Here is a 14,611-nt window from a genome sequence, read left to right as displayed (position 1 = left end):
CAGGTTCTGCTGGCGTTCGGCGTTGATTTCCTGCTCCTGGGCCGCCTGGCGCTCGGTCAGCGCATGGCGTTCGCGGATCTTTTCCTGCAGCGCCAGGGTAGCCCTGGCCATCAGGCCGATTTCGTTGCGCATGCCGACATGCGGGATCACGACCTTCACGTCTTCATCGGCAACGGCCTTCAATGCGGCGTGAACCTCCGTCAGGGGTTTCGAAATGCCGCGGATCACAACGAAGGCGCCGGCGAGTGCGACGACGAAGAGCACGAGGCTCGACCACAAGGCCGTCCAGATCTTCGCATGGACCTGTGCATCGAGGTCGTCCATATAGACGCCGGTAATGACGACGACCTTCCAAGGATCGAAGGCGCGGGCGTAGGCGGTCTTGCGGAAAGTGGCGTCCGCCGGTTCGCCGGGCTTGCTGGCGTAGTAGTCGGTGAGACCGCCGCCCTGTTGGCCGAGCTTGACCAGTTCCTCGCGATAGTAGTGACCCGTCTGGTCGGGCTGGCCCTTCTGATTCTTGCCGACCTTCGAGGTATCGTAATGGAAGACCATGGTGATGTCGTAGTCGTAACCGAAGAGGTAGCCGTCCGGTGTGTATCTGATGGCGTTGACGGCGGCATAGGCCTGGGCCTTCGCCTGTTCTTCGGTCAGTTTGCCGGCCTTTTCCTGATCATAATAGAATTTCAGGACGGAAATGCCGGACTCGACCTGCGTGCGTAGCATCTCGTATCGCTCGTTGTAGATGGAGTCGACGGACGAGCGGATTTGCAAATAGGTAGCCGCCGCGAAGGCGATCATAAGCCCGGTAACGAGCAATATAAGCTGGCTTGAAATCTTCAAATTTTTCATGGCGCCCCGCAACAGGATGGATCAGTGAACCTCCGGTGCGGTTTGATCCCGCCTGTGCGATCGCCAGGTGAAACCCGACGAATCTACTGCTGCTGAAAAGACATGCGGCTACCGGTAGAATTAAGAATGACTTTATTTCTCTAAAAAAACTTTAATTGACGAATTTTGCCCAATAGCGGGCTTGCGATCGCGCGCGGCGGCAGCCGCAACGCTGCTCGGGCCGAAACGCCGACGATCACGCCTTCGTGACAATCTCCACTGTAACGAATCTCGCTCTGCAAACGAGTACCTGACGTGCCCCAATGACAGGGGTGTCAACGAACCCAATGGAGATAGTTCATGTTGAAAGCTACTGTGAGTTCTGTCCTGCTCGCCGGCGCGGTGACGACGGCGCTTGCGTCCATGGCCGCCGCGGCGCCGCTGACGAAGGCTGAAGTCAGTGCAGCGACCGCGGCCCACAAGGAGAAGTGCTACGGTGTCGCTCTGAAGGGCCAAAACGATTGCGCCGCCGGCCCGGGAACCACCTGCCAAGGTACGTCGACCATCGATTTCCAGGGCAATTCCTGGAAGTTCGTTCAGGGCGGCACCTGTGCCTCGCTCGACATCCCGGGTGGCCGTCATGGCTCGCTGACGCCGCTCAAGCGCGACCTCTGATCGACACGGCCATTGGAAAGCGGAGAAGACAAGATGAACGCCCACAATCGAACCGTCGCTCCTGTCGTCGAAGCGGGTGCTGAGCTCCGCTTTCCCTTCCATTCCGTTCACGGCTTGGCGGGCACAAGCTTCAAGCCGGAACATCTGCCAGCAATTCTGGCCGAAACCGACCGGCAGGGATTTTTTGAAATTCATGCCGAAAACTACATGGGCGCCGGCGGCCCTCCTCATCACGCGCTCGAGCTTGTGCGTCGGGTTCACCCGATCTCGCTCCATGGCGTCTGCATGTCTCTCGGCGGGCCGCAGCCCCTGAACAGGGATCATCTTCGGCGGTTTCGCGAGTTGGTGATCAGATACGAACCGGCACTTGTGTCGGAGCACCTGGCGTGGTCGACCCACGAGAACACCTATTTGAATGACCTGCTGCCCTTGCCTTATACGAGCGCCACGCTCGCCCATGTCTGCGATCACATCGACGAAATGCAGACGACGATCGGGCGTGCCATTCTGCTGGAGAATCCATCGACCTACGTGCTCTTCGCCGAATCCTCCATGAGCGAAACGGATTTCATGAGCGAGATTGCAAGGCGGACTGGGTGCGGTCTCTTGCTAGACGTCAACAATGTCTTTGTTTCGGCCACGAACCAGGGATATTCGGCGCTGGACTATCTTGCCGATTTCCCGTTGTCGAAAGTCGGTGAAATCCATCTCGCAGGTCATGCCGAGCAGACGGACGACGAGGGCGAATTGCTGCTGATCGACAGTCACGACGGGCCGGTCGCCGACGCGGTGTGGCGCCTTTATGAGATCGTCATCGACCGCTGCGGCGCAATTCCATCCCTGGTCGAATGGGACAGCAAGATCCCGGATTGGCCGATCCTGCGCACCGAGGCCGTTGCGGCCCAGGCTATCCTCGATAGGCGCTCGCAGAACGTGGGTCAGTGCTATGCGATCCGCTGACGTCCTGTCCATCGGGCGCGGTGATCGGTCATTCACCTCGACTTTCTCCGCGTCCCTGCTCGATCCGGAACAGCAAACGCCGGTTTCGGTGATTGGTCCGCGTGGCAAAGCTGCGGACAAGCGCTACAACGTCTACCGCAACAATGTCACCGTGAGCCTGATCGAGGCGCTGATCGCGATTTTCCCGGCGACCCAACGCATAACGGGACCGGATTTCTTTCGCGCGATGGCGCGTTTCCATATTCGTGAGACGCCGCCAACTTCACCGCTTTTGTTCGAATACGGCCGCGATTTCCCTACTTTTATCGATGCCTATGAATATGCACAGCCGATGCCGTGGTTAGGAGACGTCGCGCGGCTGGAGCGGGCCTGGTTGGATGCCTATCACGCCGCCGATTGCCCGATCGTCTCGTCAGACGATCTATCGCGCGTGGCATCGGAGAAATTGCCCGAACTTCGATTTCGCGCCCATCCCGCGACGAGAATTCTGTCCTCCGAATTTCCGGCAGTGACGATCTTCGCCGCAAACCGAAGCTCCGAACCGGTGAACCGCATCGAGCACATCGTCCCCGAAGATGCGCTGGTCACCCGACCGGAACTCGACGTCATGGTTCGATTGCTGCCTCCCGGCGGAGCCGCATTCCTCGTCTGTCTTGCCGATGGTGGTCCTCTCGAGGCAGCCGCGGCCGCGGCACTGGAGGTCGACCCCGCGTTCGATCTTGCGGGCATGTTGGCTGAGATGATCGAAGCTGGCGCTTTTGCTGAGATCTACATGGAGAATTCCGATGTCGAAAACGCTTGAAGCACTGGCTGTCACCAAGCCATTCGCGCCACTTGTCCAATTAGTCGAGAAAGCAAACTGGCTGGTCCAGATGGTCGCTCAGCCGTCCTTTGCGCAACTGGTTTTGCGTGTGGGACTGGCCGTGCCGTTTTGGCGCTCCGGCATCCTTAAATGGGACGGATTCCTACAGTTGAGCGACACGGCCGTCGAGCTCTTTTCGAGTGAGTTCATGCTGCATCTTCCAGGTGGGCCATATCCCTATCCGGCGCCGGCGGTGATGGCATTCCTATCGGGTTCAGGGGAGGTGGTGTTTTCAACTCTGCTGGTGCTCGGCCTTGCCACGCGCTTTGCCGCGACAGGTCTTCTCATTATGACCGCCGTTGTCGAACTGACTGTTCCCGACGGATGGCCCGTTCATATCACCTGGGTGGCGATGGCGCTTGGTATCATGGCTTGGGGGCCGGGGCGTTTGTCGTTGGATTATCTCGTCCGGCGAGTTCTCGGTATGGATACACCGTTCAGAAGCCCTCCGCCCGCGACGCCGGCAGAGGATCAAGCGTAGCGCCTGACGACTGCCGCAGCGGGCAGCAGTCTTCCTCCTCGCGATGGTCGTTACAAGGAGGCGCTTCCGAATTGGCCTTCATTGATCGTTGTCGGCTGAGACGGTGCAGTTCGACGTCTTCTGGCCAACCACACTTCGCCTGCTCGCGGCGTTGGCGGACATTGTTGCAACTCGATTGCAAAAAGCGTTACGGTCTCGGCTAGCGCCTTCTCGGCGTCCGTAAACGGCAGTGCCGAACCTGCCTCTCTTGCATGGCCGTATATTTCAGCACAGGCGATAACGCGTTCCGCGTAATAATTGCACTCAGGTGTCGGGTCCACAAAGTCCAGCAAGACCCGGATATTCATCGCTACCTGAAGGACGAAAGCGGCGGCTGAGAAATCGGCGACCGCGCCGGGCGGTCTCGTTTGATCCAGGTATTTTTTCCACTGCGTTTTCATTTTGACGTCTTTCGCGTTCAGCTGTCCCGACATGAAACGGAAGGGATGGTGGGAATCTCCGCGGCGCCCATGACAGATTGTCCCTTTGCCGCATGCAACAGAACCACCAACAACCGAGTGCAACGAAAGGCATTCGTCTGCACTTCCCGTCTGATGAATCGATTGCTCCCCACGCAGTACTACGCGCAGGACGAACGCTCTTTCAATCTCGCTGTTCGCAATTGGGCTTCAGTCGGCTGGTCCTTGCGACCTTTGTCCGATAGATGCGCTGGACCAAGGTCTTAGCCGGTATTGCAAAAGTCCGAGATTTGCGTTTTAGCCAAGACAAAGGTTGACGGTTCGGTTGCAAAAGCGATCTGATATCGTCGCGGAGTAGCTGTTTCGAATCCGGTGAACGGTTCTTCGGCACAGTGGTGTATTTATAGGCGTGTAGGAAGCCAGCCATGTCTTTACGCGAAAAGTCGATCGCGGTTCTTCTCGGTGCCTCGTTTGCGCTGGTGCTCGTGGCTACGCCTTACACCGTCGAGATTCGCGGGTCCTCTGTCGGACTTGTTGCGCAAACCGCCCATGCAAAAGGTGGCGGCAACGGTAACGGCGGGGGCAACGGCGGAGGTAATGGCAATGGCGGCGGCAACGGTAACGGCGGTGGCAATAGCGGAAACGGCAATGGAAATGGCGGGGGTAACGGAAGCGGTAACGGCAACGGTGGCAATAGCGGAAACGGCAACGGCAATGGCAAAGCCAACGGAAAAAGCGCCACACAGTCGCAAACCGACTCTGACGACTCGACCGACGCCAATGATGGGTCGATGGAAGTACGCCACGACGACGGCATCAGTGAAGCAATACAAAATGGACGTTATGTCATGAAGGATTCGAAGGGCCGCACCATCATCAATCGCGGCGCGACCACGGCCGATCACCTGCGACTGCAGAATCTCCTTCACTAGATTCCATAGATTAGAGCGACCTTTGCGCGTTCAAATAAACGCGCCGCGCTCTAACCACGATTTTCAAGCGCATCGCGAAAAGCCATTGCGGCCTCTGTTCGGTTCGCAACACCCAGTTTCGTGAAGATCTGGGTCATATGATGCTTGATGGTCTTCTCGTGGAGATCAAGCTTCAGGCCGATCTGCTTATTGCTCAGTCCGGCTGCGACGAACTCAAGTACCTCGCTTTCCCTGTCTGTCAGGTCTCGAAGAAGATCGGCTTTTTGCACGGAGCCGTTGCTGCCGCCGGAAAGCAGGCGGGCGGAAAGAGTGGGAGCGACATAGCTCTCTCCGGAAGCCACCGTGCGGAGGATGTCGGCCAGTGCTCTAGAGCCTACGCCCTTCAGGACATACCCTTTTGCTCCGTTCTTGAGAGCCGTTGTCACATCGTCGCTTGCTTCGGAGACCGTCAACATCACGATTTTCTGACCGGGCACTCGCTCGAGGATCAGCGGGAGTGCGTCGAGGCCCCCACCGGGCATGGAGATATCCAACAACAGAACGTCCGGACGCTTTTCCTCGGAAATCCGAATCGCATCTTCCTTCGTGCTTCCTTCGCCAACGATTGCAAAACCATCGATCTCGGCGAGGCTGCGAATGACCCCCTCCCGGAACAATGGATGGTCGTCGATCACCGCTAGACTGATTGCTGTCGTCATGTCTGCTCCATTTCCATTGCGTTCAGCGACATTTGAACGATCGTTCCGTCTTTGGAAGATTTTAAGTCGAAAGTACCGCCAAGACTTTCCACCCTCTCTCTGAGGCCTGCCAAACCAAGGCTGCTCGGAGGTATATACGCCGGATCGAAGCCGGGCCCCTTGTCCGACACTGCGATCGTGATCTGCCCGTCTTCGATGGTCTGCCTCACTTGCTGCGCGGCGCCCTCACCATGACGATAGCCGTTGTTAAGCGCTTCCTGCACGAACCGATATACACATATCTTGGCGGATGTCGAAAGCTCTCGCGTCGTGTCGGAATAGGATAGGCCGACCTTGACGCCGGTTCGTTGCTCATGGGCGCGGACCGCGCGTTGTAACAGCTCGGAGAGGTTTGCCGCCTCGATGTGTGGCAACACCAACCCGCTGCAGATGCTTCTGATGTCTGCCATCGCGTCGTCCAGACTTGCTTTGATCGCGCTAAGCGACTGTTCTCGCTCATGCGCCGGAGTGGCTGGGTTCACCAAAGCCGGACTGTCCAATCTCAAGGACGCATAGGCTACGAGCTGGGCTGGTCCGTCATGCAAATCGGCGCCGATGCGCCTGAGATAGCTCTCGTTGAGCGCGGCGGCGCGTTGCGAAGCGCGTTGAACGCGGGCGTGCAGAATATCGTTCTGCCGCAGCAGCGTCGACAGTTCCCCGATGCGCGCTTTGAGAGCGCTGCGCTGACTTTCAATCGTCCGGCTTCCGCGAAGGACGATAATGGAGAGAAGGAGAAAGAATGTCAGCGTGAACAGCGCGACCGCCACCCAGCTTCTGAAACGGGCCTCGTTCAGGCTGCGTTCGAAGTCGTACGCCACTTCGTAAAATTCAGAAACGGCCACGACCTTTCCCGACCAAGGCTGGAGGACCGGATTGTAGATCTCCAGAAGCGGCTTGCCGCTGTTGCGCTCGGCAACACTTTCGACATCGTCGAGCTGATTGAATTGCGCCACCATCGTCCCGGCAAATGCCGTCTTCAGGTCATTGCTGAGCGGAAACTTCTTACCCACGAGGTTTTTGTCGTTGGAATAAAGAATGGTGCCGTCGCTGCGCCAGAGGCGAAAGGACATCAGGCGGCTGCCGAGCGCACCCTCACCAAGCGTTTCGTCGAGGGCGCGCGTCACGGTATCATCCAGGAATTCGGTCGTCTGCATATCCGGAAGCAGAGGCGCAATGACGCTGTCGACATAAAGCGCGGTGCTGGCCGCAGAATTGCGCGTGACGGTCTCCTCGATGAGGTCGGTGACGAAGGCGCCGACGAGGAGCATCGCGCAAGCGGAAACGAAGCCGCCAAACAGCAGAAATTGTTTCGCCAGGGATTGGGAATTCCAGCTGGCGATTAAGCGGGCAGGCGACAGCATTGATTTGAGATTCGTCTGCATCTCTGGCTACTTTCAGCGATGACCACCTTCGGCATACCTATTGCAGCCGGGCAGCGCGTCAAATGACGGTGGGTTCGTCTCGCCGGTAAGTTCCGGCATCGACGCCCCCTAGGCGCCTGTGAAACCTATCGGACTTTTGGCCATCCGCAATAAGCCTAAGGTCCGATCACAGACAGCATTGGTCCCGCCCCGGTAGAAACTTTTATTTCCGGCAATATTGTGGACATCAGCGCGGTTACTCGTTGCTCGTCCCGCGTCGCAGTTGCACGGGGCGAGCGATGTGGTTGCCCATTGCTCGTCCCGCGTCACGGTGACGTGGCAGCGGATGAGCACGACCAGGAATGAAAGGAAGAAGCGCATGAAATTCGGTTCAGTCTTCGGAACGACCATGGTCGCCATGACGCTTGCCGTTGTCCCGGCGGGTGGTGCTGCGATCGGTCTCGCAAGCATCGCATATGCCAAAGGCGGTAACGGCGGCGGCAATGGCAATGGCGGCGGCAATGGAAACGGCAATGGCGGAAGCCATGGCAGCGAAAATTCCAGTCATGACAAGTCCGACGACGGACAATCAAGTGATCGGGCAAGCGATCGGGCCAATGATCGAGCAAGTGAGCGGGCGGACGATCGGGCAACCGCCGCGGCAACCGATGATGATGGAGATGCGGGGAACGCGAAGCACGCGGCTCATTCCCTTCATTCCCATTCTCATTTCTCGAAGTCTTCAGTTGCGAGCGAGAAGCTTGAGAAGCACGCCACGACCAAGGTCAAATCGGAGACGGCGGAGCTTGGTAGCCTCAATTCGCTGAAGCGCAACTATCACGCCTATATGAATTCAAATGATCCGAAGATGGCTGCTGTCAGAGCTTATGTCATGGATTATGCCGAGTTCGAACTCAAGAATGGGATCAATGCTGTTCCGACTGATCCGGCCCTTAGCGACGAAGCCCTGCGCTCGGCTCTAGCTCAAACGTCAAAGACTGGGGTCGTGACGGACAAGACGCTGGCCGAGGCCAAGGATATCCTGGGCGTTGGGCCTGCTGTCGGCAAGATAGATCAGGTTCGTGATGCCCTGGAAAGATCCACCGTTCAAACGGCACCGTCGGACGATGAAATAGAGCCTGCCGATTGAGAGTTCGCCTGCGGCGGGTGCCACAGTATCTTCCGGATCTATAAAATGCAGTGATGAACGAGGTTGCCGGTCGAATCCGCTGGAGCGAGCGGATGCTATTTTGCTGAAAGGCCGCTGGACAGGTTCCTGTCCGGCCAATATTTGGCCTGAGCTAAATTAGCCGGCGACAAAAGGTGGGAGGCGGAGCAGGAGCAATAGATGCACCGCCTTCCACCTCCGCTGTTCGATAGAAAATGGTGCCAGTGGAGCCATGGCGCCGATCGATTGTTTGCGGTGATCGTGAGGCGCAAGCCGTCATTGTTCTTTCCCGGCGCGGGGAAGACGCGAGCAATTGCCGCACCTACAATGTCCGCGTTCGCCCGAATGTGCGCAGCAATAGATTGATTGAGACAGCAACCTTGTCGATGTCGGGAACATCTCGTGAATAGCCGCCCGTGTAGAGTTTGACGATCATCTTGTCGCGGGCAGCCCCCTTGATGTCGAAATGCAGATGCAAGTAGTAGGCCTGCTTGTCTCCGCTGCGACTTATGCTCTTGCCTCGCTGTGTAACTTGCTTGAGTTCCGTTGCGATGGGTTCAAAGCCATCGATCTGGAGCGCGACGGATTTGGATTGAAAGCGGGTCTCGACAGGGACTGCGACGACCGCCTTGTCGAGCGCCAGGCTGACGACGCGACCCTCAACGCCACCGACAGTGACAGCTTCGTCAAGCTTGAATGCATGAAACAATCGCCGGGGTTTCTCGAAGCAAATCAGGGATGCAACGGCAAGCACGATGATATTGATGCCGGACCAGCAGGCGGCGATGGGCGAGAATTGCCCTTGCACATGCGACGTCTCCGGCACGATGTTGATCAACAAGCCGAGGGCCGTGACAGTAATCAAGCCTGCGATCCAGGCGAAACTATATCGGTCGAATTGGTTCGCCTCGTTGCTGCTACCCTTTGGCGTAACCCTGAACGGCTTACCAAAAGGCCGGACCACGCTGGAGACGACGGTCGGCAACATGCGGAACGTCGCAAAGGTGCCGACGGCACTTGAAATAACAGGCAGGTACCGTGTCGGCGTTATCCACAACATGAGAAGGAAATAAGCGGCTAACAACGGAATCTGATAGGAGATGTAGTCGGTGATGCCGGTGAAATAAAGTGGCAGCAGACCAGACCAGAGATAAACGACGGGTACGATCAATATCGTGAAGCGAGTCAAATATTGGACGAGCCACGATGCCGGCAGGAACATGATCCGCTGAAACAGCGACAAGCCCGGGCCGCGTAGCGGGCCGTTGTGGAGGTAGAGCGTCTGAATGCCGCCCTGGCACCATCGTTCGCGCTGCACAAAATAGCCGGTGAGATTTTCGGCGGCCAATCCCATCGACAGGCGCTCGTTCAGATAGCGCGTCTTGTAACCCTTGTTGAGCATAGATAGTGTCGTCAACAGGTCTTCGGTGATGGACTCGGTCGGAAACCCGCCGATTGCATCGATGGCGCTGCGCCGCGCAATCGAGCACGACCCGCAACAAAAGCTGACATCCCAGACATCCCGACTGGGCGCAATCTCGTCGAAGAACAAGCGCTGCTCATCCGGCCAAATATTCTCAAGCCCCAGGTTCGACTGCACCGGATCGACATTGAAGAAATGTTGCGGGGTCTGCACGATGCCAATGTTCTTATCGGAGAAAAAGGGCAGCGTCCGGCGAAGGAAATGCCGGTAGGGAACGAAATCCGCGTCGAAAATCGCCACGAACTCGCCCGCACTAACCTTCAGGCCATTATTCATGTTGCCTGCTTTGGCATGCGCGTTGTCCGGGCGCGTGACGTGGATTGCATTCCTTTCTTCGCAATAGGTCTTGAGCCAGTCCCGTCGCTGGTCGTCGAGCACGTATACCTTCAACTTGTCAGCCGGGTAATCCAGCGAGAGCGCCCCGACGATCGTCCTTTCGAGGACATCGAGAGGCTCGTTATAGGTCGGAATGAAGACATCAACACTCGGCAGCTCACCTTCGGCACGTGCAAAGAAGGTCCGTGCAAGCCTGTCGGCTTCTGCGCTTCGATCTACGCAACGGCTCATCAATATCAGAAAGAGGGCGACCTCCGAAAAAGCCAGAATCTCGACGATGAAAAGAAACCAGACCCAGTAGAAACCGAAGCCGTCATTGGGATAAGGAAGAACGGTTTCGATCAGCCTCCACAGCATGTAGCGCAGCGCGACCGCTGCGACGAAAGCACACGTAATCGCCCGCGCCCAGGTATGGTAACGCGACCAGTTGAAAGGGCCGAGCATAAAGAACGCTAAAACAAGAATAGTCGGCGCGAGCGCTAGAAGATGCTGAACCACAGGCTCTTCACCCATTTTGACAGGCCGGCGCTATCGAAGCCGACACCGTTCTTTGAGAAACGCACCTGAACTGTCCGCCCCACCTGGCAGAAATTGCCGAAATCACCGTTCAGAAAGGACGGTTCGAGACGAACCCGGATACGGGCGCTGCGCTGAGTCGAGGCAGGCTGAGTGGCTGCAAAGGAATCCGTTTCGATAACCGCTGAGCTGCCCCGCACGGAGATGACTTCCCCGTTGAAAACATCGGCGCGCCCGAACAGCCGTACCTCCGCAGCAAGTCCCGGATAAATTTCGTCGTAGTCGACCTCCGGAACAAGAATATCAACGTACAGTTCGCGGCAATCGAGCACGCGCATCAGCTCATTGTTGAGCACGACGTTGGAGCCATTGACGATATTTCTGCTCCAAACGACACCATCAAATGGAGCGATCGCTGCTGCCGATTCAAGGCTGTGAATTCGGTTCTCTTCCTGGGCTAGCTGCTTTCCGACTTCAGTGGCGCGTGTCTGATTTTCCGCTATGCGCGAATTCAGGTCGTTGATGCGAACGATGACCTCGTCTTGGCGTTGTCGTGAATAAGGCACATCATTCTGCCCGTCGCCGAAAACGAATATGCCCTGTCGAACAGCGTCAAGCCTTTGTTGCAACTGATCGACCGTCAAATTGCTGATCTCGACCTCGCCGCCGGTCACGGCTCCGGCAGCGCGGGCCGCATCGACCATCCTTTGGGTGAGAATGCCCTTTGATTCGAGGTCCAGTCGACGGTTTAGGTCGACTTGCGCGACAAGATCCTGTGCCTGTGAAACCGCAACCCGCTTCCGCAGGATCTCGACTTCACGTTCAAGGTTGGCGATGGTGGTGTTCTTATAGACCTCCAATCGCGTGGCAAGCTGATCGCGAAGCTGAGTAAGCTCGTCCCGCTCCTTCTGAAGCGCCGCCACACTATCGCGCGCCGTATTTTGGTCCGCTTGTAGCGACGCGAGGATTGCGCGGTTTACGCGTGGATTGTTGATCTCGGCAAGTGTCTGTCCCTCTTTGACCGGCGCACCGACCCTTAACGGATCTCCCGCAATCATTCCATCAATCGGGGCGTTCACGACCGCAAACCGTGCATTGACCGTGCCGTCGAGGCTTGTGAAACCTGTTAATCCCGGCAGTAAGACAACAATGGCGACCGCCAGTAGCACGAGGCCGATAGTGATGCGTGTAACGCGATGATTCCAGATCATTTTGATTCCGAACAATATCGCCATAGCCGCAATGGCTGGATTGATCCGGTGCCATGCGCCGATAGATGCAACCATTTCTTGCGTAATTTAGACCGTTCAAAAATAACAGGCAAGGGAGGGTCGAAAACGTCCTTAACGAGGAAATCTGACAAGGAAATTCAAGGGGGTTGTCCTATCCCCGTGTTTTCGGGGTGGACGATGCCTGTGCCAATGATTCCGCCGCTGCGCGAATCGCGACGAGCTGAGCGTAGCTAGCGAGAAGCTCGAGAAGTACGCCGCCCAAGGTCAAAGCGGAAACGGCGGAGCTTGGCAGCCTCAACTCGCTGAAGCGCAATTATCACGCCTATATGAATTCTAAGTATCCGAAGATGGCGGCTATCATCGCGCGTCAGATTGCGAATATCTTTCCGACGGCCAAGGGTGCCACGGTGCTGTCACCATAGGCGTTCGCGAGGGCATTCACCGCCCGCCAGCCCGTGCAATGGCCCGGCGCGATCAAGGTAAGACCGAACGTTCCGATGTCGCGCACGGATTCGGCAATGATCTTCTCGTTGCCGCCCGCCAAGTGGAAGCCACCAGCAACAGCATAGAGCGGGATTGCCGGGAAACTGGATTGCGCGTGTTTGAGAACGTTGATGATACCTGCGTGCGAGCAGGCCGTGAGTACGACAATGCCTTTGCCGCCCACGTGAACGGCCAGAAAGCGTTCGTCCATGATGAGCGGATCATCTTCCCAAGATTGGCCGTCCTCGCTCCGCCGCTTGTGGCCGGGGAACCCCTTCTCGTAGCGCGTCATGCGGGGAATCTCGCCGCTGACTAGAAACATATCGTCGAGCAGGACTTGCGCCTCTGTCGTGACGACCGGGACGGCTCCCTTCGCAGCGAGATCGTCCGGCGAGGGGATCTCGCGGATGGGAAGTAATCCGCCGCCCGTGAGCGGCAAGGCGCGCTGGCGAAACATGCCGGGGTGCAAATAGCAGGGAATCGCGCGGCCGCCGTTTGCTTTGGTGATGAGGTCAAACGCAATCGGCAGCCCGCCGGCGTGGTCCCAGTGCCCGTGCGAGAGCACCACAGCATCGATGCTGGCGAAGTCGATGCCCAGCCGGGTCCCATTGTATTCGACCGCGAACTCCACCGGACCGGCATCGAACAGAACAACGCGGCTCGCCGCGCCGCGAAACGCTTTGACGACGACTGCCAAGCCGTGATTCGCACAACATTGGCAGCGGCCGGACAATTGTCGCATGCCCGCCCGCATAAGCGCTGTCCACTCAAGCGTGACATTCGGCGGGGCCGTGGACAAACTATCGGTCAGATTGTCGATCAGGATCTGAAATTCCAACCGATCCACGGGCTGCAAAGTGGGCATGGGCGGTTTCCCTCGTTCGGCCGCACGAGACTCTCTTGCGAGCTATGCGTCCTCAGGCCGAGGATAGAGTCTACCACATTAGCGAGCGGAAACGGTGCTCCACATGGGCCCAAGAACAAGCTGCCAATGTCGGAGTCGGGTCATTCGCGACCGGGTCGCGCCAAGTCCGGCCAAGTCTGCTATGCCGCCGAAAGCGGAAGTCAAGTCAGAGCATTAGTGGCACAGCCGTAGGGCGCGGCCCGAGGCGCGATTCAAGCTCCGAAATCGAAGTCACGAATCATGCGCTACGAACTCAGCGATCACGAATGGACCGCCATCAAACCGATGCTGCCGAACAAGCCGCGCGGCGTTCGTCGCGTAAATGACCGTCGCGTGCTCAATGGCATCTTTTGGGTACTGCGTTCTGGTGCGCCATGGCGCGACCCCGCCGAAGAACTACGGTCCCCGCACCACTTGTTACAATCGCTTCGTTCGGTGGCGGCGGGCTGGCGTCTGGGACCGGATCATGGATGCACTGGCCGCCGGTCGTGACGCGGCGATGCAAATGATCGATACCTCGGTCGTCCGCGAGCACCAGCACGGAGCTTGCATCGCCGACAACAATCATCAAGATATGGGTCGCTCACGAGGGCCCCCGACGAGCAAGATTCACGCGGTGGTGGACGCCAATGGCTCGCCGGTCCATCTCGCGCTCACGCCCGGTGAGGCGCACGACAATCGGTTGTGTTCGGTTCTCCTCAGCGCCTTGCTTCCACAAACGATGTTACTCGCGGATCGCGGATACGACGCGGATTGGATCTGGGAGCTTGCCCGCCAGCAAGGAGCATGGGCGAATATTCCGCCGAAACGAAATCGCAAAGACGCGATCTGCTTCAGCCCGTATCTGTATCGCGCGCGCAACATGATCGAACGGTTCTTCAACAAGATCAAGCAATGTCGGCGCGTTGCAACCCGATATGACAAGCTCGCAGCCAACTATCTGGCGTTCGTAAAGCTCGCATCAATCCGAATTTGGCTGCGTGCTAATGAGCCCGCGCCCTAGCTCAAGCGTCAAAGACTGGGGTCGTGACGGAAAAGACGCTAGCCGAGGCCAAGGATATCCTGGGTGTCGGCCCGGCCGTCGGGAAAATAGATTAGGTTCGTGATGTCCTGGAAAGATCCAGTGTTGAAACGGCGCCATCGGACGATGTAACGGAACCCGCCGATTGAAAGGTCGCCGGAGATTAACCAGACT

The 14,611-nt window shown here is 57.7% G+C and carries 14 protein-coding genes; 7 read left to right on the top strand and 7 right to left on the bottom strand.

Annotated features, from left to right (window positions below):
* The coding region (locus PY649_RS24315; RefSeq protein ID WP_285871362.1) for a cache domain-containing protein at positions 1-849 on the bottom strand (849 nt) is incomplete at its 3' end.
* Between the two features lie 339 nt (positions 850-1,188).
* On the opposite strand from PY649_RS24315, the gene PY649_RS24310 reads away from it, so the two are divergent.
* From PY649_RS24310 to PY649_RS24295, 4 genes are read left to right on the top strand one after another with little or no spacing between them, the layout of a single operon-like run.
* A complete protein-coding gene (locus tag PY649_RS24310) occupies positions 1,189-1,503 on the top strand; it encodes a BufA1 family periplasmic bufferin-type metallophore (RefSeq protein WP_285871361.1) in 315 nt (104 codons plus the stop codon).
* A 33-nt stretch (positions 1,504-1,536) separates the two neighbouring features.
* On the top strand, positions 1,537-2,463 hold the full coding sequence (gene bufB, locus PY649_RS24305; RefSeq protein WP_285871360.1) for an MNIO family bufferin maturase: 927 nt from the start codon (positions 1,537-1,539) through the stop codon (positions 2,461-2,463).
* Positions 2,450-3,265: an HvfC/BufC N-terminal domain-containing protein gene (locus PY649_RS24300; RefSeq protein ID WP_285871359.1), complete on the top strand. Its 816-nt coding sequence runs from the start codon at positions 2,450-2,452 to the stop codon at positions 3,263-3,265. The genes bufB and PY649_RS24300 overlap by 14 nt, the downstream gene beginning before the upstream one ends.
* Positions 3,249-3,806: a DoxX family protein gene (locus PY649_RS24295; protein WP_285871358.1), complete on the top strand. Its 558-nt coding sequence runs from the start codon at positions 3,249-3,251 to the stop codon at positions 3,804-3,806. Before PY649_RS24300 ends, PY649_RS24295 begins: the two co-directional genes overlap by 17 nt.
* Positions 3,807-3,856: 50 nt before the next feature.
* Here the strand turns inward: PY649_RS24295 and PY649_RS24290 are convergent, their stop codons facing one another.
* Positions 3,857-4,246, bottom strand: a complete 390-nt coding sequence (locus PY649_RS24290) for a hypothetical protein (protein ID WP_285871356.1) — start codon at positions 4,244-4,246, stop codon at positions 3,857-3,859.
* A gap of 443 nt (positions 4,247-4,689) precedes the next feature.
* Here PY649_RS24290 and PY649_RS24285 point away from each other — a divergent pair, with 443 nt between their 5' ends.
* Positions 4,690-5,196: a hypothetical protein gene (locus PY649_RS24285; protein ID WP_285871354.1), complete on the top strand. Its 507-nt coding sequence runs from the start codon at positions 4,690-4,692 to the stop codon at positions 5,194-5,196.
* Positions 5,197-5,246: 50 nt separating this feature from the next.
* Here PY649_RS24285 and PY649_RS24280 read toward each other — a convergent pair whose 3' ends face one another.
* Both PY649_RS24280 and PY649_RS24275 read right to left on the bottom strand, forming a co-directional pair.
* On the bottom strand, positions 5,247-5,894 hold the full coding sequence (locus PY649_RS24280) for a response regulator (RefSeq protein WP_285871353.1): 648 nt from the start codon (positions 5,892-5,894) through the stop codon (positions 5,247-5,249).
* Positions 5,891-7,315: a sensor histidine kinase gene (locus PY649_RS24275; RefSeq protein ID WP_285871352.1), complete on the bottom strand. Its 1,425-nt coding sequence runs from the start codon at positions 7,313-7,315 to the stop codon at positions 5,891-5,893. Before PY649_RS24275 ends, PY649_RS24280 begins: the two co-directional genes overlap by 4 nt.
* A gap of 358 nt (positions 7,316-7,673) precedes the next feature.
* Between PY649_RS24275 and PY649_RS24270 the strand changes: the two genes are divergently transcribed.
* A complete protein-coding gene (locus PY649_RS24270; protein WP_285871351.1) occupies positions 7,674-8,444 on the top strand; it encodes a hypothetical protein in 771 nt (256 codons plus the stop codon).
* A 340-nt stretch (positions 8,445-8,784) separates the two neighbouring features.
* On the opposite strand, the gene PY649_RS24265 is transcribed toward PY649_RS24270, so the two are convergent.
* The 3 genes from PY649_RS24265 to PY649_RS24255 form a co-directional block, all read right to left on the bottom strand.
* The gene (locus PY649_RS24265; RefSeq protein ID WP_285871350.1) at positions 8,785-10,779 is read right to left on the bottom strand and encodes a glycosyltransferase; all 1,995 of its coding nucleotides are present in this window, start codon (positions 10,777-10,779) and stop codon (positions 8,785-8,787) included.
* On the bottom strand, positions 10,761-12,008 hold the full coding sequence (locus tag PY649_RS24260) for an HlyD family secretion protein (RefSeq protein WP_285871367.1): 1,248 nt from the start codon (positions 12,006-12,008) through the stop codon (positions 10,761-10,763). Before PY649_RS24260 ends, PY649_RS24265 begins: the two co-directional genes overlap by 19 nt.
* 388 nt (positions 12,009-12,396) lie before the next feature.
* On the bottom strand, positions 12,397-13,359 hold the full coding sequence (locus PY649_RS24255) for an MBL fold metallo-hydrolase (protein WP_285871348.1): 963 nt from the start codon (positions 13,357-13,359) through the stop codon (positions 12,397-12,399).
* 297 nt (positions 13,360-13,656) lie between these two features.
* Between PY649_RS24255 and PY649_RS24250 the strand changes: the two genes are divergently transcribed.
* Positions 13,657-14,419, top strand: a protein-coding gene (locus tag PY649_RS24250) for an IS5 family transposase (RefSeq protein ID WP_285871347.1) whose coding sequence is annotated in 2 segments (ribosomal slippage) — positions 13,657-13,800 and positions 13,802-14,419 — 762 coding nt in all. Because the reading frame shifts where the segments join, the coding sequence is not laid out codon by codon here.
* Positions 14,420-14,611: the final 192 nt, after the last annotated feature.

This window comes from Rhizobium mayense, assembly GCF_030272705.1.
Lineage (GTDB): Bacteria > Pseudomonadota > Alphaproteobacteria > Rhizobiales > Rhizobiaceae > Rhizobium > Rhizobium mayense.
The sequence above is the reverse complement of the archived record's forward strand: the minus strand, read 5'-3'. Positions and strand labels throughout refer to the sequence as shown.